The 24,772-nt window shown below is 43.0% G+C and carries 20 protein-coding genes; all 20 read right to left on the bottom strand.

Annotated features, from left to right (window positions below):
• Positions 1–721: 721 nt before the first annotated feature.
• The 20 genes from acnA to JN080_RS21485 all read right to left on the bottom strand — a co-directional run bounded on the left by acnA (position 722) and on the right by JN080_RS21485 (position 24,663).
• A complete protein-coding gene (gene acnA, locus JN080_RS21580) occupies positions 722–3,361 on the bottom strand; it encodes an aconitate hydratase AcnA (protein ID WP_256238043.1) in 2,640 nt (879 codons plus the stop codon).
• Positions 3,362–3,383: 22 nt separating this feature from the next.
• Positions 3,384–4,325, bottom strand: a complete 942-nt coding sequence (locus JN080_RS21575; RefSeq protein WP_256238042.1) for a hydroxymethylglutaryl-CoA lyase — start codon at positions 4,323–4,325, stop codon at positions 3,384–3,386.
• 14 nt (positions 4,326–4,339) lie between these two features.
• Positions 4,340–5,551: a CaiB/BaiF CoA transferase family protein gene (locus tag JN080_RS21570; RefSeq protein ID WP_256238041.1), complete on the bottom strand. Its 1,212-nt coding sequence runs from the start codon at positions 5,549–5,551 to the stop codon at positions 4,340–4,342.
• Between the two features lie 139 nt (positions 5,552–5,690).
• A complete protein-coding gene (locus tag JN080_RS21565; protein WP_256238040.1) occupies positions 5,691–6,875 on the bottom strand; it encodes an FAD-dependent monooxygenase in 1,185 nt (394 codons plus the stop codon).
• 31 nt (positions 6,876–6,906) lie between these two features.
• The gene (locus tag JN080_RS21560) at positions 6,907–8,046 is read right to left on the bottom strand and encodes a cupin domain-containing protein (protein ID WP_256238039.1); all 1,140 of its coding nucleotides are present in this window, start codon (positions 8,044–8,046) and stop codon (positions 6,907–6,909) included.
• Positions 8,047–8,189: 143 nt separating this feature from the next.
• On the bottom strand, positions 8,190–8,408 hold the full coding sequence (locus JN080_RS21555) for an aspartyl-phosphate phosphatase Spo0E family protein (RefSeq protein WP_256238038.1): 219 nt from the start codon (positions 8,406–8,408) through the stop codon (positions 8,190–8,192).
• Between the two features lie 64 nt (positions 8,409–8,472).
• The gene (locus JN080_RS21550) at positions 8,473–9,306 is read right to left on the bottom strand and encodes a fumarylacetoacetate hydrolase family protein (RefSeq protein WP_256238037.1); all 834 of its coding nucleotides are present in this window, start codon (positions 9,304–9,306) and stop codon (positions 8,473–8,475) included.
• A 34-nt stretch (positions 9,307–9,340) separates the two neighbouring features.
• Positions 9,341–10,804, bottom strand: a complete 1,464-nt coding sequence (locus tag JN080_RS21545; RefSeq protein ID WP_256238036.1) for an MmgE/PrpD family protein — start codon at positions 10,802–10,804, stop codon at positions 9,341–9,343.
• Positions 10,770–11,576, bottom strand: coding sequence for an enoyl-CoA hydratase/isomerase family protein (locus tag JN080_RS21540; protein ID WP_256238035.1), 807 nt, complete (start codon positions 11,574–11,576; stop codon positions 10,770–10,772). Before JN080_RS21540 ends, JN080_RS21545 begins: the two co-directional genes overlap by 35 nt.
• 26 nt (positions 11,577–11,602) lie before the next feature.
• Complete coding sequence (locus JN080_RS21535) at positions 11,603–12,763, bottom strand: acyl-CoA dehydrogenase family protein (protein WP_256238034.1); 1,161 nt, start codon at positions 12,761–12,763, stop codon at positions 11,603–11,605.
• Between the two features lie 42 nt (positions 12,764–12,805).
• A complete protein-coding gene (locus JN080_RS21530) occupies positions 12,806–13,774 on the bottom strand; it encodes a hydroxymethylglutaryl-CoA lyase (RefSeq protein WP_256238033.1) in 969 nt (322 codons plus the stop codon).
• A 10-nt stretch (positions 13,775–13,784) separates the two neighbouring features.
• Positions 13,785–14,978, bottom strand: coding sequence for a CaiB/BaiF CoA transferase family protein (locus tag JN080_RS21525; RefSeq protein WP_256238032.1), 1,194 nt, complete (start codon positions 14,976–14,978; stop codon positions 13,785–13,787).
• 25 nt (positions 14,979–15,003) lie between these two features.
• A complete protein-coding gene (locus tag JN080_RS21520; protein WP_256238031.1) occupies positions 15,004–15,975 on the bottom strand; it encodes an electron transfer flavoprotein subunit alpha/FixB family protein in 972 nt (323 codons plus the stop codon).
• A gap of 39 nt (positions 15,976–16,014) precedes the next feature.
• Entirely contained in the window at positions 16,015–16,782 is a 768-nt protein-coding gene (locus JN080_RS21515) for an electron transfer flavoprotein subunit beta/FixA family protein (protein ID WP_256238030.1), read from the bottom strand.
• Positions 16,783–16,948: 166 nt separating this feature from the next.
• Entirely contained in the window at positions 16,949–18,124 is a 1,176-nt protein-coding gene (locus JN080_RS21510) for an MFS transporter (protein WP_256238029.1), read from the bottom strand.
• 88 nt (positions 18,125–18,212) lie between these two features.
• A complete protein-coding gene (locus JN080_RS21505; RefSeq protein ID WP_256238028.1) occupies positions 18,213–19,652 on the bottom strand; it encodes an aldehyde dehydrogenase family protein in 1,440 nt (479 codons plus the stop codon).
• 156 nt (positions 19,653–19,808) lie between these two features.
• Entirely contained in the window at positions 19,809–21,155 is a 1,347-nt protein-coding gene (locus tag JN080_RS21500; RefSeq protein ID WP_256238027.1) for an MFS transporter, read from the bottom strand.
• A 429-nt stretch (positions 21,156–21,584) separates the two neighbouring features.
• Positions 21,585–23,090, bottom strand: coding sequence for a tripartite tricarboxylate transporter permease (locus JN080_RS21495; RefSeq protein ID WP_256238026.1), 1,506 nt, complete (start codon positions 23,088–23,090; stop codon positions 21,585–21,587).
• A gap of 13 nt (positions 23,091–23,103) precedes the next feature.
• Positions 23,104–23,556: a tripartite tricarboxylate transporter TctB family protein gene (locus tag JN080_RS21490; RefSeq protein ID WP_256238025.1), complete on the bottom strand. Its 453-nt coding sequence runs from the start codon at positions 23,554–23,556 to the stop codon at positions 23,104–23,106.
• A gap of 90 nt (positions 23,557–23,646) precedes the next feature.
• On the bottom strand, positions 23,647–24,663 hold the full coding sequence (locus JN080_RS21485; RefSeq protein ID WP_256238024.1) for a tripartite tricarboxylate transporter substrate binding protein: 1,017 nt from the start codon (positions 24,661–24,663) through the stop codon (positions 23,647–23,649).
• Positions 24,664–24,772 lie beyond the last annotated feature (109 nt).

The following is a 24,772-nucleotide window of genomic DNA, read 5'->3' as shown; positions in this document are numbered from 1 at the left end:
ATTGGTTTCTTATAACTTCATCATAATACTCTTTCGCATTAGAAATATTATTATCAATATAAAGAATTTTGCTTCTCGTTTAAACATATCAATATAAGATTCTCTATCCATACATAAATCCCCTAATTCATCAATACTTCCTTCGACTTTTACACTATCTGTTTTTACATCCACAATAACAACCTCGAAACAATCGCACCAAAAGTAATTGCTTTTCCCTTTAATATTAAATCCTCGTAAGCCGACACGATGATTTTAGCATTTCCAATTACTTCTATAGAAGGTAGGAAGACTATAATGCTATCTGTTCTGACTGACAGACGCCTAAAGCACTTTCAATTAGCCGTATAATCTTGACTTGATGTTTGATTTCTTTTTCTTCTTATACCTGCTGGAGAACTTCCTCCAAAAGAACAATTTGCTCCGTGGAGAGTACAACTGAAAGAGTTAGTTTATGAGTCACTAGAGACGGTAGAGGAGTAAACCTCGCCGTCCTTTTTTATGTCCTAGAGCCGTAAGTCTCGCCGTCTTAAGGAGTACGGGAAGCGTTTACCTGTTCCGGCCTGTAAAGAACATTTCGGCTGCTCTGGTGTGGCCAATTAGTCGAGGTTAAAAATAGGACATACTTGTATCAGGACTTAATCTAGATTTGGAGATCTTATTATCTGTAGAGTAAGTTTTGAAGGTGAAATGCGCGTTTGATTTTGGATTTTACGCCGCGCTAAACTTCTTCTCTCTCTTCCCATTGGTCTAGGATATTTTGAAAAACACCCTTTTTCAAATAAAGCTCAATCTCCATGCGGGTATCCAAACGCAATACTGTCTGGAACGAAGTCCTTGAGCCATCCAGTTTAATGGCTTCAACCCTTACCTTTTGGAACGGATTGAGTGGCTCGTTCAACCCTATAATGGAATAGGTCTCTAGACCGGTCAGATTCATCGATCCATAGTTTTCGCCAACCATAAATTGAAGGGGGACAATCCCCATCATGGCTAAGTTACTACGGTGAATTCGTTCAAAGCTTTCCGCGATGACCGCCTTGACGCCGAGAAGATAGGTACCCTTAGCTGCCCAATCCCTTGCACTCCCCATTCCATAGTCCTTGCCGGCTAAGATGATGAGAGGCGTATTTTCCTGTTGGTACCTTATGGATGCGGAATAGACATCCATTTCTTCCCCGCTCGGTACATAGAGAGTAAAACCGCCTGTCTTATCTATTAATTTATTCTTTAACCTTGGATGTGCAAAGGTCCCCCTGACAAGTACCTCATGGTTTCCTCGGCGAGAACCGTAAGAGTTGAAATTTACGAGTTCGACATCTTGCTCAACAAGATATTGCCCGGCTGCACTCTCATATGGGATGTGACCGACAGGAGAAATATGGTCCGTAGTTATGGAATCACCTAGCATTAACAAGACTCTAGCTTGGTGAATATCTCCTGGTTGGTGTTCATTGAGCTCCGCTTTGAAGAAAGGGGACATTTTAAAGTAAGTGGACCGATTATCCCATCTAAAAATCGGATCATCATCATATTTTAGACCCTGCCATCTCTCGTCTCCTTCAAACACATTTTCATAGGCTTCTCGAAATAGATCGGATGAAATGGTAGAATCCACCAGACTGGCAATTTCCTCGGAACTCGGCCAAATATCCTTCAAATAAATCTCTTTTCCATCAGCCGTTCGGCCAAGCGGTTCGCACTCCATATCAATATCCATCGTGCCTGCGATAGCAAAGGCGATGACTAAAGGAGGAGAGACCAAATAGTTTGCTTTGACTAAGGAATGAATCCTTCCTTCAAAATTACGGTTTCCGCTTAATACCGCCGCAACCGTCAAATCACGCTCCAGAATTTCCTTTTCAACTTCTTCATCCAGCTTTCCGCTGTTGCCTACACATACCGCACATCCGTAACCGGCATGATAAAAACCAAGCCTTTCTAAATATGGAAGTAATCCTGCTTTTTGCAAGTAAGCTGTAACCGCCTTCGACCCAGGCGCCAAAGAAGTCTGAATGGTTTTTGGTACAGTAAAACCGCACTCTACCGCCTTCTTTGCCAAAAGCCCTGCACCTATCATATTGAATGGGTTTGATGTATTCGTACAGCTTGTGATAGCTGCAATTACGATGGATCCATCCTTCAATTCTGTTCCATGATTACTCACCCCGTTAGGCTTGGCTGCGGAAAGGGGCTTAGGAAAAGACTGTCTCACCGCAGAAATCGGCATTCTGTCCTGCGGTCGCTTTGGACCCGAAACACTTGCCTCCACCGACTGTAAATCAAACGTTAAAATGTCTGAATAAACTCTTCTATTTGAATCAGATTGATGGAACAATCCTTGTTCTTTGCAATATCTCTCGACAAGGTCCACGTCCTCATCCCGTTTGCCCGTCATACGCAAAAATTTTAACGTCTCCTCATCAACCGGAAAGAAGCCGCAGGTTGCCCCATATTCTGGCGCCATATTGGAGATGGTCGCCCGATCGGGGAGGGAAAGATACTTCAGGCTGGGACCAAAGAATTCGACGAATTTGCCCACGACATTGTACTTTCTTAGGAGCTGGGTTAAGGTTAAAGCAACATCCGTCGCTGTTACTCCTTCATTCAGCTGGCCAATAATTTCGACACCCACCACTTTAGGCACTGACATACTAACAGGGGTCCCCAGCATGGCCGCCTCTGCTTCAATTCCTCCAACCCCCCAGCCCAGCACACCTAACGCATTCACCATCGTGGTATGGGAGTCCGTGCCAATGATTATTTCAGGATATACCACTTTCTCATGATCCTGATTCGTTACTTGTACAACTTTGGTCAGGCATTCCAAATTCACTTGATGGATGATACCATTAGCAGGCGGAACGACGCGAAAGCCTGTAAATGATTGCTGTGCCCATTTTAAAAACTCGTACCTTTCTTGGTTACGTTCATATTCCATATGAAGATTATTTGAAAAAGCCGAGGCCGATCCAAAATCATCTACTTGAACCGAATGATCGATAACCAAATCAACGGGAATGACAGGATTTACTTGATAGGGATCAATTCCTTCTTCGAGCAATCGCTGACGAAGCGACGCAAAGTCGACTAAAGCTGGAACACCCGATGCATCCTGCATAATGACTCTTGTTGGCAAAAACGAGATTTCAACCGTTTCATTGGAGCTTGTACTTGAAGCCACCCGGATTAAATCCTGTTCTGAAAGCCCAAGCCTGCTTTGATTTCGCATGAGCGATTCAAGCAAAATCTTCGTCGTAAATGGCAGGTCATCCACATTTACCATTCCGCTTTGTCCCAACGACTTCAGACTATTAATGCGAACCGGTCCATAGGCAGTATTTAACATTTCCTGATACACTGTAATCACCAAACTTCCATAACTATAACTTAACTTTTTGTTGAGCCTTTGGACTGGCAGATAAATCCGAACATTTGCCCGCTTTTAAAAGAAAGCTGTCTACATATTGTGGAAGACTTTGCTGGATATCCTTTGCTACCTCCAATACACGATCTAAAGAAACACCGGTATGAATTCCCATTTCCTCAAATCCGTGAATCAAATCCTCTGAAGCGATATTACCGCTTGCACCTGGCGCGTACGGGCAGCCTCCCAATCCGCCTGCAGAGCTGTCAAAATGAACAATGCCTTCCTCCCATCCAGCGACGGCATTGGCAAATGCCATGCCTCTTGTATTATGAAGATGAAGGGAAAAAGTGAAGTCAGGAAATCTCCTTATTAATTCACGAACATTGTTTTTTATTCTTATTGGATTTGCCATACCTGTTGTATCCGCAAGTGACACTTCGTTGATTCCTAAAGAACGATAACGTTCACATATCATCACAAGACGCTCAACCGGAATTTCACCTTCATAAGGACAGCCAAACGCAACAGAGATCGAACCTGATACCTTCATACTGCTTTTTTCTGTGAGTTCAACAAGCGGTACAAACCTCTCAAAAGCCTCTAACGTCTTGCAGTTAGCATTACTTATACTATGGGAATCAGAAGCGGACAGCATCAGCTTCACCTTGTCCACGCCAGCTGCAATGGCTCTCTCCAATCCACGTGTATTGGGAACCAGTGCTCGTAGCTTCACATGTTCTGAACGTTTGATTTTTTTCAATACTTCATCCGCATCCTGCAATTGCGGAATCGCTTTAGGATGCACAAATGAGGTAACCTCAATCTGTTTGTAGCCGCAATCAATTAATTGATTGATGATTCTGACTTTTTCTTCCGTTGGAATCCACTCACTGACGCTTTGAAACCCGTCCCTTGGACAAACCTCGGTAATCGTAACCTCTTTATTACTAGCCAAGTTCGAACACTCCTTTATATCACTTTTTTCTCTTTTAAACTAGCAATGGTTCCTTCATCCAGCTCCAATAGTTTCATAAGAATTTCTTCATTATGTTCGCCTAGTTCCGGTGCAATTTGCCTGATGGAACCCGGTGTTTCAGAAAACTTTGGAACAACGCCTGGGATCTTGACTTTACCCAGTCGTGGATGGTCAACCTCCACAATATTTTCTCTCGCCTTGTACTGGGGATCTTCAAAGATATCCTTGATGCTATAGATGCTGCTCATCGGAACACCGCTTTCGTCGAGAAGCTGCTGGAGTTCATCTTTTGTTTTCGTCTTCACCCAATCGGAGACAATCCCGTTTACTTCATCAAATCGCGTCAACCGAATCGAGTTGGTATGATAGCGTTCATCCGTCAGCATATCTTCCCGGTTCATGACTTTTGCCAAACGCTCAAAGGTTTTGTCGGAGCTTGTAACCAAAATAATCCAATGTCCGTCCTTGGTTAGGAAATTCCCGGCCGGTGCTGAGTGACCACTCAATCCTGGCGATCTCTCCTTGATGCTACCAGTCTGATCATATTCTGATATCAAGAATTCCATCATTCTGAACATAGATTCATATAAGCTGACATCTACGTATTGACCTGTCCCTTCATCTTGACAATCTCTGTGATACAAAGCTGTAACCGCTGCAAAGGCAACATAAATTCCTGTCACATAATCAGTTAAGGAAAAAGAAGGGCTAATCGGCGGGCGATCGGGGTATCCATGTAAATAGGTAAAACCGCTGAAGGCTGTAGCAGGTGTACCGAAGCCTGCTTTGTGTGAATATGGTCCTGTCTGTCCATACCCTGTTACTCTGATCATTACTAAATCGGGATTGTATTGCTTTAGATCCTCATAGCCGATTCCCCATTTTTCCAGTGTACCCGTCCGGAAGTTTTCAATGACCATATCCGATTTGCTAACCAGCTTCCTTAGTATTTCCTTGCCCTCTTCCTGACGCAAATCCAACGTAATGGATTTCTTGTTCCGAGACATGCCCGGCCATCTTAGTCCTTCCCCATTATAATAGGGACCTAGATTTCGCAATGGATCGCCGACTTCAGGCATTTCAACTTTAATGACTTCTGCCCCAAAATCACCAAGAAGTGCAGCGCCATAAGGGGCAGCAACAACGGTTGATAGATCGAGAATACGAATACCCTCTAAGGGACCTCTTGTTTTATTGACTTTCATGTATGATCACGCCCTTGAATTTATATAATATCAAATCATTCTAATCTAATAAAAAGAAGTATACGTAAAGGCTATTTCCTAGAATGTATAAAGGAATATAGCCTATTAAATACTTGAGTGAAAAGTTATCTCCAAAGTTTTACACAGTGGAAAACTTTCTCTCTTTATATAACCACTCCAAATATTCGTAATCATCTGCGGAACGATTCAGCATAATTGTATTGCGAAGAAGCCTGGTAACCGAATCTTCAGCATGCTTGATTTCTCCCCAGGTCCTTGCACCACGTTGAACCTGTGCCGTTCTTGGAATGCGTTCTTGTTGGTATTCGTCCAATGCTTTGGCTATATTTGAACCATGCTCCCGTAATTTTTCCGTTAAACAAACGGCATCTTCAAGAGCCTGACAAGCTCCTTGAGCCAAATATTGCAGCATTGCATGAGCACTATCGCCCAAAAGCGTCACGCGATTCGTTGACCATTTTTCCAGCGGTTCGATATCATATAGCTTTGTGATTAATCCGCGGTCTGCAAACTTGAGAGATTCCTTAATAGTAGAGCAGCTATTTGCAAACATTTGATGGAGTTCTTCCTCCGTGCCCCAATCATCAGAGTTCTCACTATATTTGTAGCTTTTGAATACCGCTACTTGGTTAATGACATTCTTATGACGCACCGGATATTGAACCAAATGAATGCCAGGCCCAATCCACGTGAATTTCTCATCCCAATTGATATCAATCGTCATATCTGAACTTGGAACAGTAAAGCGATAAGCCACATACTTAGAGGTAACTGGATCTGCTTGACTGACTAGTGTACGTGTCTTCGAACGAATTCCATCCGCACCGATTACTGTTTCTCCTTTTAGTACAGCACCATTTTCACAATGTAATTCAACATAATCATCGAATTCCTTAATGGATTCCAATCGATGATTAGTCAAAAATGAAACATTATCTAGAGATTGACAAGCCTTCAGTAAAACACTATGCAGATCCGAACGATGAATAACGATGTATGGATACCCAAAGCTCTCACGGAATTTATCTCCGAATTGTACGGCAGATAACTCATTACCGCTCAGTGCGTCCATGAACACATGACGGCGAGGAAATACCGCTTGCTTATAGACTTCGTCCAATACTCCCAAAGCATCAAGTGCCCGCAATCCATTTGGGGCTACCTGTAATCCTGCTCCCACCTCACCAAACTGTGGCGCCTGCTCGAGTAGCGTTACTTTTTTTCCTAATTTTGCGATTCCTAGAGCAGCAGCTAAACCGCCAATTCCACCGCCTACAATGATGACCTCTTTGACTTCTCCCATTACAATCACCCCATCTATTTTTATGATTCTACTAATCTATTGCTATTACATCTGATTGATCAGGCTCAAAAACTGATTTGATCTCCTGATAACCGCCATTTTCTGGATATGCTTCTTCTCGTTCAAAGCCAAATGGCTCCAAGATTGGCAGATCATTCGTAGAGAACAAGAATGCCTCTTCTGTTTCAGATGCATTCACGTGTTCATGCCATGTCCAGGCCGGCAATGCGAAGAAGTCGCCCTCTTCCCAGTCAAAACGAACACCGTTCATTACCGTATACCCGCTTCCTTTGTACACATGAAAGACTGAACTATGCACATGGCGATGTGCTTTTCCCTTATATTGAACGGGCAGCTTCTGCATTCTGGCACCGACTCTTCCATTTGCGTCTTTGCCCGTAGAAGGATTGATATATTCTACAGCGAACCCGTCATATGAATCCGGATTCAATTCACTCTGTCCATCCAGTGCTTGCTTCGTCAAATCCCATGTATATCGTCCGAGCGGTGCAGCTGAAGGCTTGCGATCGGAAATTGGCCGTACCATACCACCTGCATAACGCTTTGTACCATAATCTACAGGAAATTCAACAGGCTGCTGCGCCTCGGGATACAACTCGAAGAAGGAGCTTGTCAGTGCTGAAGTGAAAGGGATATCTAAGCAGTCCATCCATAGCACCGTTTCGTTTCCTTCATTCACATGATCATGCCAGCACCATTCCGGTGTAATGACGTAATCCCCTGGTTCGAAATGATATTTCACACCATTTACAATGCCAGATGCCCCATGACCTTCCATGATAAACCTCAGTGCTGATGTCATATGCCTATGAGATGGGGCGATTTCCCCCGGATTAAGCGCTTGCACAGCAGCGTACAACGTTTGCGTTGCCCCTCCCCATCCATGAGGCTCCAAATGCTTCATCCCGGGATTCACTAAATAGATGGCTCGACGGTCAATCGAACCTGTACCTACCGCAAGCAGCTCCTTGGCTTTGTCAAGCGCCTCGAGAATCAGCTTCTTTTTCCACAGATAGGGTACGGCACGGGGCTTTGGCTGATGTGAGCTGAAAACGGAAGCCCATAAAGGGCCCATATTCTTATCCTTCAGTTCCTGGTGGAAATCCAGCAATTCCGGTGTCCATTGTTGTTTCGCTTTATGTTCCGACATATACTTCCCCCTCTTTCGTCATAACGTTCGTACGATAAAGTCCTATCAATATATGGAGCAAACTCAAATGAAAATGTTCTTATGAAATTAATCAAAGAGTATGGTTAAAAGCTAGATATTATAGCTACCTAGCGTCGCAATCCTCAAACAATTTTATCGTTATGAAAGATTCTTTCGTTCCTATCCATATGATAAAAATGCTTTTGATAGATGTTGATGAGTTTATCTAATTCCTGACTATAGTAAATGGTCCTGTGACTATTCAAACCAGTGGCTGCAGCAGATTGGATCATTTCATTTCTCAAATGGTTGATCCTATATTCTAATGTCTCTTTTTTTGTAAAAGCCTTATGAGTTCTCATAGTCACCATTCCATTCTTGTTAACAGTCAGTCTATAAAATGAAAAATGATTTCATTTTTTTCAATTAAATGCCCGGCTTGTAGTCAACCTGTACGGAAAATTCACCGATTCTTTCGATATGAATGCGTACGGTATCCCCTTTTGTAATCGGAGCCACGCCTTCAGGTGTTCCAGTCGTAATAATATCTCCCGGAAGCAGCGTCATGACACTGGAAGCCGCCTCAAAGAATTTATAGCAATCGTAAATGAGATCACTTGTGTTTGCCGATTGTCTGATTTCATCGTTAACCCATAGATTCATTTGCAATTCATTTGGGTTCCCCACTTCATCCCCTGTTACGATCCATGGTCCGATTGGTGTAAATGTATCGAAGGATTTGCGCCATGGACGATCTTCCTTACCCCGTACCGTAATGTCCATTAAAGCAATATATCCGAAGATGTACTTAGACGCATCCTCTGCCTTGACATCCTTTGCTTCCTTACCAACTACGAAAGCAATTTCCGCTTCATGATCCACTCTTCGGTCTCTGAACGGCAGCAATACTGTTTGATTAGGTCCGATAAGTGATGAAGGCGATTTGAGGAAAAAGCCAAGGCCGTCTACGGTTAAGGCGGTGTTCATCTCTTGTTTGTGCAAGATATAATTGATTGGAGCTGCTACAATTTTACTCGGATTTGGAACAGGGGCACGGAGCGCAACGTCCGATACAGGATAAACCGGACAAGAGCTTAGCCCTGCTTCAATTTTTGGTTTCAAAGATTCAAAGTCTCCCATCAACTTGACTAAAGAGGCTTGCGGATCCCCGTTGTTCCAAGATGTTAAATCGGTTATATCGATCACACTTGTGCCATCGACAACACCTACGCGATTTTCGTTGAACAATGCAATTTTCATTTTGGTACTCCTTCCAATTGATTTCCTTATTGAATCAAATCATCTGTTTTGGCTTATAAATATTCATCTGATTGTGAATCTCGTACATCCAATCACTAAAGGTTGAATACGTGTCCATTCGCAAACCTTGATCATACAGTTCATGGGCGATTGACTCTATCTTGTCATGATCCAGTGAAGACTGGGCATAATGGCTTAAACAGCTGCCCCACTTCTCACGATGCTCTGTTTCACTCATGGGCTTTTCTTTGGAGCCCGGTGCATGTTGAACTGTTTTTTCATACACTTGCCCATTCTTTGTTTTTATTCTAATTTCTACTGCTAATCTTCGATTAAGTCGCTTGTCATCCTCAGATTCCTGCAATTCCAGCACCTTCACCGCAGGCAGCAGCTTTTGAATCTCTGTGCGTTGCACTTGATTGTCCTCAAAGCTGCTCAGCCTTACATATCCATCGGCTAGTGATGCCAGTACAGTATATTCAGCACTGAACTTTCCTTGTAATCCTGTTATTGGCCGGGAATGAACCAAAGGCAGGAGGCTTCTCGGCTGTGCTTGAAGCACAATTTCTTCCACATCCTCTAAGCTCAACTGATGCTCGTCTTTAAGTTCCAGCGCTCCTTGGATAAAACGGTGCGTACCAAAGCAGCAAGGGAATTTCTTAACGGATAGTCCTTCCAACATATCGTAAGGCTCTCCAAATGTAATGGAGTCCATCGCCTTCTTCAGCTCTTCCTCATTGGCCCCGCCGCTATATGCCATGAAAAAGCCGCGTTTTCCAAAAATATCACGATTCCCGGTAAAGCCCTGTTCAGCTAAGAGTGCTGCCTGAATACCATGCGATGCCGACAATCCTACGTGGAGCGACTTGGTCATGGAGCCGAAATTCTTCTGTAACCCTCCGGTCATTGAGGCAGCAATGGCGATGGCATGGGAGCATTGCTCTTCATTGAGATGGAGCAGATAGGAAGAAGCCGCAGCAGCTCCAATCGTGCCCAATGTATCGGTTGCATGCCAGCCGAGGTTGTAATGCCTTATCCCCATGACTTGTCCAATGCGGATCATGACCTCCGTGCCAATAGCATAAGCTGTTATAACCTCTTTACCTGAGCTGTTAAGCTTCTCGGCAAGTGGCGTAATCGCAGACAGAATGGGTGCGCTAGGATGGATGACGACACCAACCGAGGCATCGTCATAATCCAACACATGTGAGGCCGTCCCATTAATGATGGCTGCTTTATCGCAATCGACCTTCACCGGCTCTCCCCAAAGGGAGGAAATACCTTCCTGCCCGTTCTCATGTAAACCATATACCTTTTTAGCCTTTTCTACGGCAGTTTCATTCCACCCGGCTAATGCCACCCCAACCGTATCAATGATTGCCTGCTTGGCTAATTCCACCATTTCCTCTGGAAGCTGTTCATAGGATGTTTCCGTAATAAAGGCAGTAAGCTTTGACATCAAGTTATTGGTTTTTCCATCTTGGTTTACGCTTTTCATTAAAAGCTGCCACTCCCTCTAACCGGTCTTGTGATGTCACTAACTGGTTATATGCTGCAATATCCAGAGCGTAGGCAGTATGGTAATCTGTTTCAGATCCTTGATTAATGGAGACTTTTGCCATTCTTACTGCCATTGGGGCGGTGTCTGCAATCTTGGCTGCCAATTCCAATGCGGTTTCCAGTGCTTTTCCTTTGGAAACGACTCGGTTGACCATACCCCATTCGTATGCAAGTGCAGCGTCAATTTTTCGGCCAGTATAGATGAGCTCTTTGGCTCGACGTACACCGATTGCCCGGGCCAGATTTTGCAGCCCTCCGCCGCCAGGTAAAATTCCTCTTAATGCTTCCGATAAGCCGAAAACAGCTGTTTCTGAAGCAATGATAAAGTCAGCTGACAGCGCCATTTCACATCCGCCAGCAAGGGCATAGCCTTCCACGGCAGCGATAACAGGTACCGGGAAATCCCGCGTTAACAGAACCAAGTCCTCAATGATATGATGTTGTCGTTTCCACGTACCGTCGCTCATTCCATTGCGTTCCTTTAAATCGCCTCCGGTGCTGAACGCTCTCTCTCCTGCACCGGTGATGACCACACATCTTAAATCTTCGTTGTAAGCCTCCTCGCGGAAAAGCCTTAGCCTTTCCTCGAGCATTTGCGTATTCATCGCATTCATTACTTCAGGTCTATTTAACGTGACAACCAGGATTTCGTTATGATCACCCTTATATTCAACCTTCAACATTTCATAAGATTCTTGCACTATACTCACAAGATTCGCCCTCCTTTCCTGACTTCTTAATAGGATCTTGGCATTTTCAATACGTGCTGACCTACATGGCTTAAAATTAAGTTCGAAGAGATTGGAGCAATTTTCATCATTCTTGCTTGCATCCATTTACGATTGATGTGGTACTCGTTTGCTGCAGCATAGCCGCCATGCGTTTGCATACACGCTTCAGCTGCATGATAAGCAGCCTCAGAACACATGTACTTCGCCATATTTGCATCTGCCCCAGCTTGTAGTTTATTATCGAATTTAGAAGCTGCTTTATACATCAGCGCCTCAGCAGCTTGAAGCTCCATATAGGCTTGTGCAATCGGGAACTGGATTCCTTGGTTTTGACCGATTGGACGGTTAAAGACAACACGCTCGTTTGCATATTTTACTGCCTGGTCAATAAACCACTTACCATTACCAAGCGCGGAACCGGATACAAGAATCCTTTCTGCAACCATTCCGTCCATTACGCAATAAAGTCCTCTTCCTTCTTCACCAATCAAGCATTCCTCAGGTACTTCAAGGTCAGTGAAGAACAATTGATTCGTGTCTCCGCCTAACATCGTTGAGATTGTCGTTGATTCAATGCCTTTTCCAACTTCACGGGTATCAATTAGGAACAAGCTGATGCCATGTGTTTTCTTTTCTACTTTGTCAAGCGGTGTTGTACGAGCAAGAAGCAGCATCAAATCTGTGTTGTTGAAACGGGAGATAAAGATTTTTTGTCCGTTAATAATGTAACGGTCACCTTTTTTCTCAGCGAATGTTTTAATTTTTGTTGTATCCGTACCAGCGTCAGGCTCTGTAACAGCGAACGTTTGCAGTCTTAAGGAACCCTCCGCAATTTGTGGTAAATATTTATTCTTTTGTTCCTCACTTCCGTGTCTGAGAACGGCACCCATCGTATACATCTGGGCATGAACCTGGTTAGAGTTTCCACCGGAACGATTGACTTCTTCCAGGATAATTGCTCCCTCTGTAAAACCTAACCCTGAGCCGCCGTACTCCTCCGGAATTAGTGCGCCCAGCCAGCCTGCGTCACTCATGGCTTTTACAAATTCTGTTGGATAGGAATGTTCCTCATGGGATCGTCTCCAATAATCTAAATCAAACCGCGAGCAAACCTCTCTTACTCCATCGCGAATATCATTCTGTAAGTCAGTAAATTCAAAATTCATTTTTCATTCCTCCATGTTTTATGAATATATATTTCTATTAAATTAAGATCCTTGTACCTGCATCCAGGATTGTGGTCTGATTCCGGGAAGAACACCGCCCTTGGACAGATGCCCAGGGAGTTCTCGCCCTACAATCCTTTCAGCCATCTTGGAGCATTCAACTAAAGCCTCCAAGTTCAGTCCTGTATCAATGCCCATTTCCTCGCATAGAAATGCGACGTCCTCTGTAGAAATGTTGCCCGGCGCCCCTTTCACTGCAGCAAATGGACAGCCTCCAAGACCTGCAACAGCCGTATCAAATTCCCACAGCCCTTCTTGAAGAGCTGCATAAACGTTCGCAAGACCAAGTCCGCGTGTATCATGCAAATGTAAATGTATGTTAAGTTCCGGCCATTTATCCTGAATGGCACGAACGGTTCGTTTTATCTGTTCTGGGTTTGCCCAGCCCATCGTATCGGCTAGCTTGACCTTCTGTATCCGTTCTCCGTAGCTTTCTGCTAAGGAAATAACCTTACCCATGAGATCCAGCAAATGATCTAAATAAATATAGCCTTCAAAGTTACAGCCAAAGGAGGCCATAAATCCCATCTGTTTCACCTGAATGCCTGCATTCTTATAGGCTTCAATCCATTCTGGCAATGTATCAAACATATCATTCGTCGATTTATTCATATTCCGTTTTGAAAAGGCATTACTTGCAGATAGGACAAGACTTCCGTCCAATGTCACGTTGTTGTCCAGTGCCCGCTCAAGCCCTTTCAAATTCAGATATGCTGCTCGATAGGAAATTCCCGGCACTCTATCAATCTTTGCTAATACCATTTCCGCATCTGCCATCTGCGGCACCCATTTCGGACTAACAAAGGAAGTAACTTCAATGTTTTTGAGTCCAGTTTGGCTCAATGAATTAATGAAACTAATCTTATCTTCGGTAGGAATTTTGCCTGCTTCCGATTGAAAGCCTTCCCTTGGTCCTACCTCATACAATTCAACGTGTCGAGGTAAATTCATCGTCTGTCTCCTAACCAATAATGTTCTTGCTCTTGAGCTGCTCCAATACTTCTTCTGAGTAATTTAGTGAGCTAAGAATTTCATCCGTATGCTCCCCCAGTAGCGGTGGCAACGATTGAAGATTCCCACGTTCCTCATTGATACGGAATGGTAAATCGACCATTCGGAAATCAGAAACCCTAAATCCTTCAACTGGTTTAATCAGAGAAAGCGCATTCACTTGTTCATCCCGGAGTACCCGATCCAATGTATTGATTGGGCTGCTTGGTACATTGTATTCCTCCATTAAGTTAACAAGGTCATCCACCTCATAGCGCAGGGTGCATTCTTCGATTATTCTGTGAAGCTCTTTACGGTTTTGAACTCTTGCTGGATTGGATTCAAAGCGAGGATCCTCGACCAGCTCAGGCATTTGGAGCGCTGCACATAAATTTTTGAACAGTCGATTGTTACCTGCTGCCACAATTGCCCATTGATCTCCTTTTGTTTTAAAAGCCTCATATGGTGCTGAAGTCGCCATTCCTGTTCCCATCTTCCTTGGAAGTCTTCCGGAAGCCATGAACGTTGAAAGCTGTAATGTAACCCATGCAACACCCGTTTCTAATAGACTGTTTGCTACTTTGCAGCCTTTGCCCGTTTGGTTGCGTTGGTGAAGGGCAGTTAGTATACCAATCAGAGACCACATGCCTGTTGCCATATCAACAATCGATACGCTGACACGAGCCGGGTCGTCTCCTTCATTTCCTATCATGCTCATGATGCCGCTGTATGCCTGAATAAGCGGGTCGTAGCCTGGCTTGTTTTTCATTTTCCCTTTATCACCGAACGCACTAATCGCCGCGTAAATTAAAGAAGGATTGATTTCGGATAATGCCTCATAGCCCAGCCCGCGAGACTCTTCACTTCCAGGTTTCAAGCTATGGATAAAGATGTCTGCCTTTTGGCATAATTCCTGGACAATTTTCTGCCCCTCCGGTTGATTAAGATCAACACATACGCTTTTCTTATTACGATTTAATGCTAAGAAGGTAGAGGATTCCTCACCCCATAAAGGCGGGTGCCAGTGCCTCGTATCATCTCCATGTCCCGGACGTTCTATCTTGATGACCGTCGCTCCTAAATCCCCTAGCATTTGTGCACAAAACGGACCTGCCACGTTTTGCGTCAAATCAATAACTGTAAGTCCCGATAGAATATTAGCCATGTTGTTTTCTCCCCTCTATTTTTGCTTATACTGGAACTTTCTTGAACTCTTCAGCCAACATTGGAACCACTTCAAATAAGTCTCCGACAATTCCATAATCAGCCACTTGGAAAATTGGTGCTTCTGGATCCTTATTAATTGCTACGATAATCTTGGAGTTGGACATTCCGGCCAAATGCTGAACTGCACCGGATATGCCGCATGCAATATATAAATCAGGTGTTACTACTTTTCCGGTTTGCCCAACCTGCATGGAGTAGTCACAATAGCCCGCATCACAAGCCGCACGGGATGCACCAACTGCCGCTCCCAGTACATCTGCTAATTCTTTAATCGGGTTGAAGCCCTCCGCACTTTTCACTCCCCGGCCACCTGAAACAATAATTTTAGCTTCTGTTAAATCAATGGTGCCTGCTGTCTTTCTTACGATACCTTTAATGACTGTGCGAATATCCGTAATGGTCGCTTTATATTCGATCGTTTCTGCTGTACGCCCGGCATCCGGTTCGCCTTTGGCAATATTATTCGAGCGAATCGTAGCAAAAATGATTCCGTCTTTTATTTTTTTCTTTTGGAACGCTTTCCCTGCGTAAATCGGGCGAACAAAGACTACTTCATCACCATTCACTTCAACATCGGTACAATCAGATATTAAGCCGAGTCCGAGACGAGCTGCTACTCTTGGTGCCAAATCACGACCCAAAGCTGTATGACCAAGCAGTACGGCGCCCGGGTTTACATTTTGAAATACTTCTGTGAATGCTTTCGAGAATGCATCCGTTGAATACGCATTCAATTCCTCGTCGGTAACCAAGTAAACTTGATCTGCTCCATATTGCGCCAGCTGGCCCGCATCACTGTTATCCCCTTGACCAAATAATACCGCCGTCACTTTCCCGCCTGCCGCTATTGTTTTGGCAGCAGCAAGTGCTTCAAATGAAACATTTCTCAAACTGCCATTTCGTTTTTCAGCAACAACTAACACATCTTTACTCATTGATGTCTTCCCCCTTAAATGTTTATTATCCAGATAGGATTACACGACTTTCGCTTCAAAGCGAAGCGCTTCTGCGAGCTCAAAGACCTGTTCAGGCAGTTCACCTTGAAGAATTTTCCCGGCCGTTTTTTGCTGTGGTAAATATTGTTCAAGTACTTCTGTCTTTGAAAGAATCTCTTCAATATTTAAACCCAGGTCAGCGGCAGTAAGCCGTTCAAGTGGCTTTTTCTTCGCCTTCATAATTCCCGGAAGTGAAGGATAACGCGGTTCATTTAATCCCTGCTGTGCTGTAACCAGTACAGGCATGCTCGCTTCAATGATTTCGATATCGCCTTCCACGTCTTTATCCACTTTTACTATATTTCCATGAACTTCCATATTCGTAATGGTAGAGATATGCGCGATTCCCAGTTCTTCGGCTAAGCGTGGTCCAACCTGTGCAGAACCATCATCAACCGCCATATATCCGCCTAATATCAAATCATAGGTATCTCTTTTTGCAACAGCCGCTAATACTTTGGAAATCATATATTCATCACCGAATACGGATTCATCATCCACGATGATTGCTTTATCAGCTCCCATTGCCAAAGCTGCACGCAATGCAGTCTCGACGCGTGGCGGGCCAATCGTTACAACCGTTACTTCTCCACCGTGTTTTTCCTTAATCGACACTGCCTCCTCGACAGCGTATTCATCATAAGGATTAATGACGTATTTAACTCCGTCTTCACTTACTTTTCCATTGGAGAGTACAATTTTCTCTTCTGTGTCAAATGTTTGCTTTAGTAGCACCAAAATTTTCATGTTAGCCTCCTCCTGAATGTACAATGATTAATTTTTCATCAATATATTTGAATTGTTTGTATATTTAAAATTTATCATAAGATTAAACATATTACTAATATCTATAAAATAGTCTTCACATATGTTTTAAATATGGTTTTTTTGGTAGTTCTTTCGATGATAAAAACTATAATTGCTGCTTCTTAAGCTTATCAACATGCACAGGCAATGGGCGTGTTATATACCCAACGGCTGTAAGAACAAACCCGCTGCCCCAAAAAATAGCGGAAATACCAATCAAGCCGCCCAGTCCGCCAAAGATGACCGGAATGGCAAATTGGGAGACACGATTCATCATCATCTGAACGCCTAATACTTCTCCACGATGTTCGGGTATGGTTCCTTCCAGTAGAGCAGCGGTGCTAAGCGGCTGTGCAAGACCCAGACCAGCTCCTAAAATGCCAACCAAAACGAAAAGCGATACGATCCAAGGGGAAAAAGGTGTGACAAGATAAATGATACCAGTAGCGAAAAGTGACCATGTAAGGATTCTCATGCGGCCAAAAGAGCGAACGAGAGACGTCTGGGTGAATCGAATAACAAGCATGGCTAGACCGCTGAAGGAGAGGAGAATCCCTGTTATCATTGTACTGATGCCCATATTGTCGGCAAGCAAAGGAAAGTAGACGGTAAACAGCTCTCGATAGGAAAAGATTAATCCTCCAATAATAATGGCATTCCTTATATCACGGTTTCGTATAAGGACCCAAATCGACTCACTTCCCTGCAAATTTGCTTGTTGGTTCTTAACCGTTATTTGCGTGTTCTTTCCATCTAAATTCCTTATCCCCATCTCGCTGCACAATGCGATGACAATGAGCAACATATTAAAAAAGATAAAGATATGGTACCCGTAATAATCATATAGAAAAGAACTAATAGCGGGGCCAATCATTGAGCCTACTGAGCCAAACAGACTGTAGTTGGCCACCGTCCGATTGATGTCGCCTCCTAAGCTGCCAATTCTCTTCTGCAAGGCGAGCATTATGCAGGTAGTAGCAATACCAGCCAAAGCTAGCTGGATTAAAAAAATGAAAAAGGATGGGAACATGACACTTAACAATAAGGAAATCAAATACAGGACATTCCCAATGATCACCATGGGACGTGTTCCTATATGATCAACCCATTTGCCAATTTGTAAAGCCAAAAGGGCCGGACAGATGGCAGAACTAGCAACAATCATGCTGATTTCTTGAGGTGTTATACCTAAGGAATAGGCGTATAAAGAAACAATGGGCTTAATCCCCGTAATTGTAGTGATAAGGATTGTATTCATAAGGATAATAATGTAAAAATTCAATAGATTCACCGCCGAGATAGAGTGCATTAAACTGATATTAAATAAAAAAGGACTCTCCAATATGGAGAGCTTTTTATACAATTAATCATTATTTTTTCTTATGGTAATTAATCCCGTGATATTCAATAAATTCATTGAAAACCTCGATGGACTTTTCTCTTCCGATTCCACTTTGTTTGACCCCGCCAAATGGGATGTATTTTGAACCTAAAGGTGTTTGTCCATGACCATTAATGAAGGTCATACCCGCTTCTATTTGGTTCGAAACGCCCAATGCACGATCAAAATCCGAAGACCATATGGAAGAACCCAGACCCAATTCTGAATCGTTGGCCATTTGAATAACCTCTTCTTCCGTATGATATGGAATCAGCGGAAGCACTGGACCAAATTGCTCGCATGTAACAATCTCGGCGTTTGGATCAATATCCCTTACAACTACTGGCTGCAGATAGTATCCATTATCCCAATTTTCAGGCTCCAGTACCTTCCCTAACCTGACTAAGTTAGCGCCACTTTGCTCAAGTCTGTCGATTAGTTCACTGATCCTTTGATATTGAAGTTGGTTGTTAATAGGACCCATTGTGGCCTCTTCATTCAATTGATGCCCAATTTTATAGGAATCCGTCAGTTCGCAAGCCTTTTCATAAAATTCATCATACATATCAGCGGGGATGTAAACGCGCTTGATCGCAAAGCAGAATTGCCCCGTTCTTCGGAATGCTCCTTCAACGATCTTTGGAACAACTTCATTCAGGTCGGCATCGTCTAATACAATAGCCGGATCGTTACCTCCTAATTCAAAGTGAACCCCTTTGAGTGTTTCAGCAGCAGACTTCATGATCGACACGGCCGTATTCCCGCCGCCGGTAAAGGAAATTTTACGAACTAGCGGATGTGAGGTTAAAGCACTTCCTACATCACCGCCACCAAGAACAACATTAATGACTCCTGGAGGGAAAAACTCCACCATCGTTCTTAAAATCGTTGCCACACCCATTGAAGCAGTTGGAGAAGGCTTTACAACAATGGTATTGCCCGCAAGAAGAATTGGCACTATTTTTTGTAAAGTCAGAATAATTGGAGCATTCCAAGGTACGATACAAGCAATCACACCCATCGGCCTCTTCACCACTCTCACCCAACCGCTTTCATCCTCTATGGTCTGTGGTTGAAAGGCAGAAGGTGCCAATTCTATCATATTTCTGATATCCATCAAGCCCATCTTGACTTCGTCAACGGTTCTGCTAAACAGAATACCGTTTTCTTTAGCTGTCACACTGGCGATGGAAGTCACATTTCTCTCAATTTCTTCAGCTGATTTCACTAGGATTGACATTCTTTCTTCAAGTGAGGTTTGGCTCCAGGAGCGGAAGGCTCGCTGTGCAGCCTGCACAGCTTGATCAATATGGCTCGCATCCCCTTTGGCGATATAGCCTACTACTTCACTTAATCTGCCTGGGTCCCTCACTTCATCATAATGCTCTGTTGTCACATCTTCATTGTTTATAAACAAGTTCACTTTCATGTGTCTTCACCTCGGTATGTCCATTTCCTTCATTTATTAATGAGAAGTTCAATATTGACGTTTTTTATTTTCTTAATTGTGGGAATAAGAGCCCAAAAGCCCCTAATCATTGATTCAATTAAATTTCTATTCGTAATTTATAGAAAGGTCCAAATTTTAGCTGGCATTTATTTTGCTTTTATCATTTGTATGAACATCTGAATTTTCTTTCACAGCTCTGACCCCGAAAAGCGATAAAGCAGCAATAAAAGAAATAATGGCAAAGGTCACATAGCTCGTTATTGGAGAAGAACTGAATGTCAGGATGACGCCTATAACAAGTGGTCCCAAAAATGTACCTATTTTTCCAAATGATATGGCAAATGCAGATCCTGTTGAACGAATTTCTGCAGGATAAAACTGTGAACAATAAGCTAGTAATAAGTTTTGTGAGCCTGTTGTTCCCCAACCAGTTATAAAACAGATTGCGAATAAAATAGCGGCACTGCCATAGTTGATACTGAGTAAAACTAAAGCTACTCCGCCTAACAAAAAGGAGAAGGCTGTTACTTTCCTCAAGCCAATTCGTATCGCGATTTGACCACCAGTCAAACTTCCAACCAATGCCCCCAGCCCAAGTACAACTGAAAATAACAAACTTGCTGTTAATGGATAACCAGCTCTTACCATTAAATTTGGCAGCCATGCAGATAAGCCGTTGGATACTAAAGCCGAGCACATGTAACACAGCCAAATAAGTGATGTACTAATCCCTAGCTTATTTTGAAATAAAGCTTTAAAAGGAACCTTTGATTGGGCCTTATTTATGATTTGATATTTATCATTTGCAGTGTAAGTCACTTCATTTACAACGCGGTTTAATATATTGGACAATTGTGCAAACCTTTGTTTCTTAAAAAGAATAGTAGGTGATTCTGGCAGCGTTTTAAAAAGGAAGGGCAATAATAGAAGTGGTATTGCACCCACAATAAATAATGATCTCCATCCGAATGCCGGGATTAAGAAAATCGCAATAAATCGTGCAACCATAGCTCCTACAGCTATTGAGGAAGTTGCAATTGTAAGTGAGAATGAACGATTCTTAATGGGAGAAAAATCGGATATTAATCCTAAAGCATTGGGAACAATTCCCCCAATTCCTATACCTGCTATAAAACGAAAAATACTAAAATCAACAAGTCCATGAGAGAACGCACCCATCAGGGTAAAAAAGCTATATATAAATGTACATACGATAATAATATTCTTACGACTGCTTCGATCACCAAAAGGCCCTATTAGTAGTCCCCCAATAATCATTCCAATTGCTGTATAACTTGATAACTCCCCAACTTGAACTGAATTTAATGACCATTCCTTAATTAATGGAGTCGCAATGGGACCAATTATACCAATCTCAATTCCGTCAAAAAAGACTAGTACGGCACACCAAAAAAGTAATGCTCCATGAAACCGGGAAAACTTACTTCCATTAATAACTCCAGATACATCAATAGTTCCCATATTATTCCTCCTCATGCTCGTTAAGCTGATAAATATAACAAAATTGAAGTAAGGTATATCATTTTGTTTGAATCATTTTAAAGCTAACTACCGATGCTTTGAAATTCTTTCAAATGGGAGAGGAAAATTCCCCAATTGCACTGTAATGTGTAAGGCAATTTCCTCTGCTCTCCCTTGTCCATTCGTTTTAGCTTCTCGATAAACACTTGTTTCGGGTTAAGTATGGTTTGTTCATATCGAAGTTGGTTGTTAATGGACCCATTGTGGCCTCTTCATTCAAAAGATACCTAATTTTATAGGAATCCGTCATTTTTGCAAGCCCTTTCATAAAATTCATCATACATATCAGTGGGGATGTAAACGTGCTTAATCGCAAAGCAGAATTGCCCCGTTCTTTCGATATGTCTATTTCATTCATTTACTCCTATCTTACATTTCAACATCGTCTGCCAGATTCCCACGCTTATTTTTCACTACGCTAAAGATGCTCGCGGCAAATATAATGAGGGCAATACCCATAATAACGGCTGAAATTGGCTGCGTAAAGAAGATAAGAAAACCATCTGTTGAAATAGATAAGGATTGCAGCATAGAGGTTTCCAATTGTGATCCCAATATAAAAGTTACAATCATCGCGGACACCGGGATATCCAATTTTTTCAGGATATAACCAATAACCCCAAAAATCAGCATCATTCCAACATCCCAAAGGCTGCCATTTAGACTGTAGGTTCCAACCAAAATGACCATCAGGATAATCGGAAACAATAATTTATACGGTATCATCGCAATTTTGGCCCACATACCAACTAAAGGCATGTTCATGATTAGTAATAAAACATTTCCAATAAACATACTGGCAATCAGGCCCCATACAAAGTCCGGATCTTTCGTAAACAGGGCTGGCCCTGGCGTTAATCCGTGCATAATGAAAGCTCCTAAAATAACCGCCATGGTCGGCGAGCTTGGCAGTCCTAATGAAAATAAAGGAATTAAGGCTGCACCGCTGTGAGCATTATTTGCTGTTTCAGGTCCGGCTACCCCTTCGATCGCTCCCTTTCCAAAGCGAGATGGGTCTTTTGCAATCTTTTTTTCTAAAATGTAGGAAAAGGTTGAAGCGATAATGGAGTTTGCACCTGGGATAACTCCTAGAATCATTCCGATACCAGTTCCCCTTCCAACAGCTTTTAGAGTTGCTCCCCATTCTCCCCGCTTAGGAAGAAGACCTTTGACCTTTTCTGGTCTGGTAACTTTTGCTGGGTTCTCCGCATTCAGCAAGATTTCGGAAATTCCAAACAGACCCATGGCCATGACCGTAAAATCAAGCCCATCCATCAACTCTGTGGAGCCAAATGTGAAACGGAGTACTCCACTGGTCGCGTCTTGTCCAACCATGGCCAGCAATAAACCGAGGACGGCAGCAATTAATCCCCTGACCAAGGACTTTCCCATCAATGCCACGATCATCAGCATACCAAGAAGCATAATCGCAAAGAACTCCGGAGGACCAAATTTCAACGCAAATTTAGACAAAGCCGGACCTACAAATGTAAGCGCAGTTACAGCAACAATCCCGCCGATAAACGAACCCATTGCAGACACTCCAAGGGCCACTCCCGCACGACCTTGCTTCGTCATCTCGTAACCGTCTATACATGTAATAACCGATGCTGCCTCACCGGGTACGTTCATTAATACAGAAGTAATCGTTCCTCCATACATTGCTCCGTAAAAAATTCCAGAAAGCATGATGATAGCAGATACTGGTTCCATCCCAAAGGTAATAGGAATAAGCAAAGCAGTTCCAGACACTGGACCAAGACCGGGAAGTATGCCGATGACCATCCCAAGCAATACACCAATTAAGCAGTAGAGAAGATTCGACCAGCTCAGTGCCGTTTCAAATCCATGCATAAGCAATAACAATGAATCCATTTATCTGTCCTCCTTAAAATAGAACCCCGCTTAATGGTAAGTACACCTGTAATACCGAATTAAACAGCCAGTAAAACAATACTGTTATTCCGGCCGACATCAATATGGTGGTGTACCATCTATACTCTTTGTAGAACAAAATAACCAAAAAGATGAATCCCGCAAGCAGGAATCCGAATAAAGAAAAGAGAAGGATAAAAAGGACCAAACTGATAATAATAAACAAAATATCTTTTAGAGTACGTCCAGTTGGCCACGACTCACTGCTTGCATTTTTCCCTTTCACGCTTTCAAAGATATACCAAATTGAGAGGACCATCAGGATACCGCTCAACCAAGTAGGAAAAAAGCCCGGTCCTAGTCCTAGAGCACCGGAATAGTTATATTGCAAGGACATTACAAATAAGAAAAGAGCTAAAAGGAAAATGACGGCTCCAGCCCAAATTCCTGACCTGTTTTTACTCATGATAGAATTCATCCCCTTCCACCAACAAATCGAAAATGGCGGGCACTCAGGAATCAACCTGAGTACCCAATGATGGTTCAATGACAAGGTTTATTTGATTAAACCTAGTTCTTTTAAGATTTTTGCAAATCTCACATTCTCATCATTAACCTCTTTTTGGACTTCCTTAGGATCGCCATATTGACTTTGTAAAGAGGCCTTCTCGAATTCTTTTTTCACTTCAGGATCTTCCATTGTTTTCTTAACTGCTTCTTCCAGCTTCGTAACGACTTCTTCTGGTACACCCTTCGGTGCGAAAAGCGAGGTATTGCTGTCAATTGCAACATCGTAACCTTTATCCTTCAACAGTGGAATATCTTTAAAATAAGGAACAGGTACACTTGAGACATTAAATAATCCGCGGAGCTGGCCAGATTCAATGAGCGCCTTCGCATCGCTCGGTTGTACCATGGCACCCTGAACATGACCGCCTAAAACGGCTGTGATGGCTGGAGGCGTTCCTTCAAATGATACTGCCTTTGCTTTAAAGCCTGCCTGCTTTTCCAGTTCTGCCACCGGAATATGGGCACCTGATCCAAGTCCACCAGCTACTCCATATGAAAATTTATCAGGATTTTTCTTCACATAATCAAGCCATTGGTCGAAGGTTTTCCAAGGTGCATCTGCTTTTACAATCATGATTTGCTGATTGCCGAATACTTTGGAGATCGGTTGAAAACTGTCATAGTTGTATTTTACATTTCCATATAAAGGCTGCATGGAAATAGCACGGTGTGTAGACATTGCAAGGGTATATCCATCAGGCTTGGCGTTAAACAAATCAGAGATTGCAATCGAGCCACTGCCACCTGGCTTATTCACAATTACTAGATTAGCGTTCGGTAGATATTTCGGAAGGTATTTTGCTATGATTCTTGCACCAATGTCTGTCGAGCCGCCTGCAGCAAACGGTACGAGCACTTCAATCGGCTTTGTCGGATACTCAATTTTGGACTGCTTTTTATTATCGGATGCTGTAGCTTTCTTGGATGCTGTTGATTGTGAAGACTGACAACCTGCCAGTGCAATTAGTAGAAGTGACAAAAAGATCGCAAGGAGTTTTTTCATTTACCAACTTTCCCCCTAATATTTAATTTCTGATCTATTCCAACCAACACATGTTTAACTAATCAGCACTAAGACATCACCTCCCAATAAAATAAAACTCTCAGAAGGA

Origin of the sequence: Bacillus sp. EB600 (assembly GCF_024494385.1) — a bacterium.
Lineage (GTDB): Bacteria > Bacillota > Bacilli > Bacillales > Cytobacillaceae > JAEVLT01.
The sequence above is the reverse complement of the archived record's forward strand: the minus strand, read 5'-3'. Positions and strand labels throughout refer to the sequence as shown.

Bases quoted from the DNA above. Each gene is read 5' to 3' on its own strand.
- JN080_RS21500 (WP_256238027.1), bottom strand. From the start codon at position 21,155: ATGGGAACTATTGATGTATCTGGAGTTATTAATGGAAGTAAGTTTTCC.
- JN080_RS21525 (WP_256238032.1), bottom strand. From the start codon at position 14,978: ATGGCTAATATTCTATCGGGACTTACAGTTATTGATTTGACGCAAAAC.
- JN080_RS21555 (WP_256238038.1), bottom strand. From the start codon at position 8,408: ATGAGAACTCATAAGGCTTTTACAAAAAAAGAGACATTAGAATATAGG.
- JN080_RS21495 (WP_256238026.1), bottom strand. From the start codon at position 23,090: ATGGATTCATTGTTATTGCTTATGCATGGATTTGAAACGGCACTGAGC.
- JN080_RS21565 (WP_256238040.1), bottom strand. From the start codon at position 6,875: ATGGGAGAAGTCAAAGAGGTCATCATTGTAGGCGGTGGAATTGGCGGT.
- JN080_RS21570 (WP_256238041.1), bottom strand. From the start codon at position 5,551: ATGAAAGTCAATAAAACAAGAGGTCCCTTAGAGGGTATTCGTATTCTC.
- JN080_RS21550 (WP_256238037.1), bottom strand. From the start codon at position 9,306: ATGAAAATTGCATTGTTCAACGAAAATCGCGTAGGTGTTGTCGATGGC.
- JN080_RS21530 (WP_256238033.1), bottom strand. From the start codon at position 13,774: ATGAATTTACCTCGACACGTTGAATTGTATGAGGTAGGACCAAGGGAA.
- JN080_RS21545 (WP_256238036.1), bottom strand. From the start codon at position 10,804: ATGAAAAGCGTAAACCAAGATGGAAAAACCAATAACTTGATGTCAAAG.
- JN080_RS21520 (WP_256238031.1), bottom strand. From the start codon at position 15,975: ATGAGTAAAGATGTGTTAGTTGTTGCTGAAAAACGAAATGGCAGTTTG.
- JN080_RS21560 (WP_256238039.1), bottom strand. From the start codon at position 8,046: ATGTCGGAACATAAAGCGAAACAACAATGGACACCGGAATTGCTGGAT.
- JN080_RS21515 (WP_256238030.1), bottom strand. From the start codon at position 16,782: ATGAAAATTTTGGTGCTACTAAAGCAAACATTTGACACAGAAGAGAAA.
- JN080_RS21485 (WP_256238024.1), bottom strand. From the start codon at position 24,663: ATGAAAAAACTCCTTGCGATCTTTTTGTCACTTCTACTAATTGCACTG.
- JN080_RS21535 (WP_256238034.1), bottom strand. From the start codon at position 12,763: ATGAATTTTGAATTTACTGACTTACAGAATGATATTCGCGATGGAGTA.
- JN080_RS21505 (WP_256238028.1), bottom strand. From the start codon at position 19,652: ATGAAAGTGAACTTGTTTATAAACAATGAAGATGTGACAACAGAGCAT.
- JN080_RS21490 (WP_256238025.1), bottom strand. From the start codon at position 23,556: ATGAGTAAAAACAGGTCAGGAATTTGGGCTGGAGCCGTCATTTTCCTT.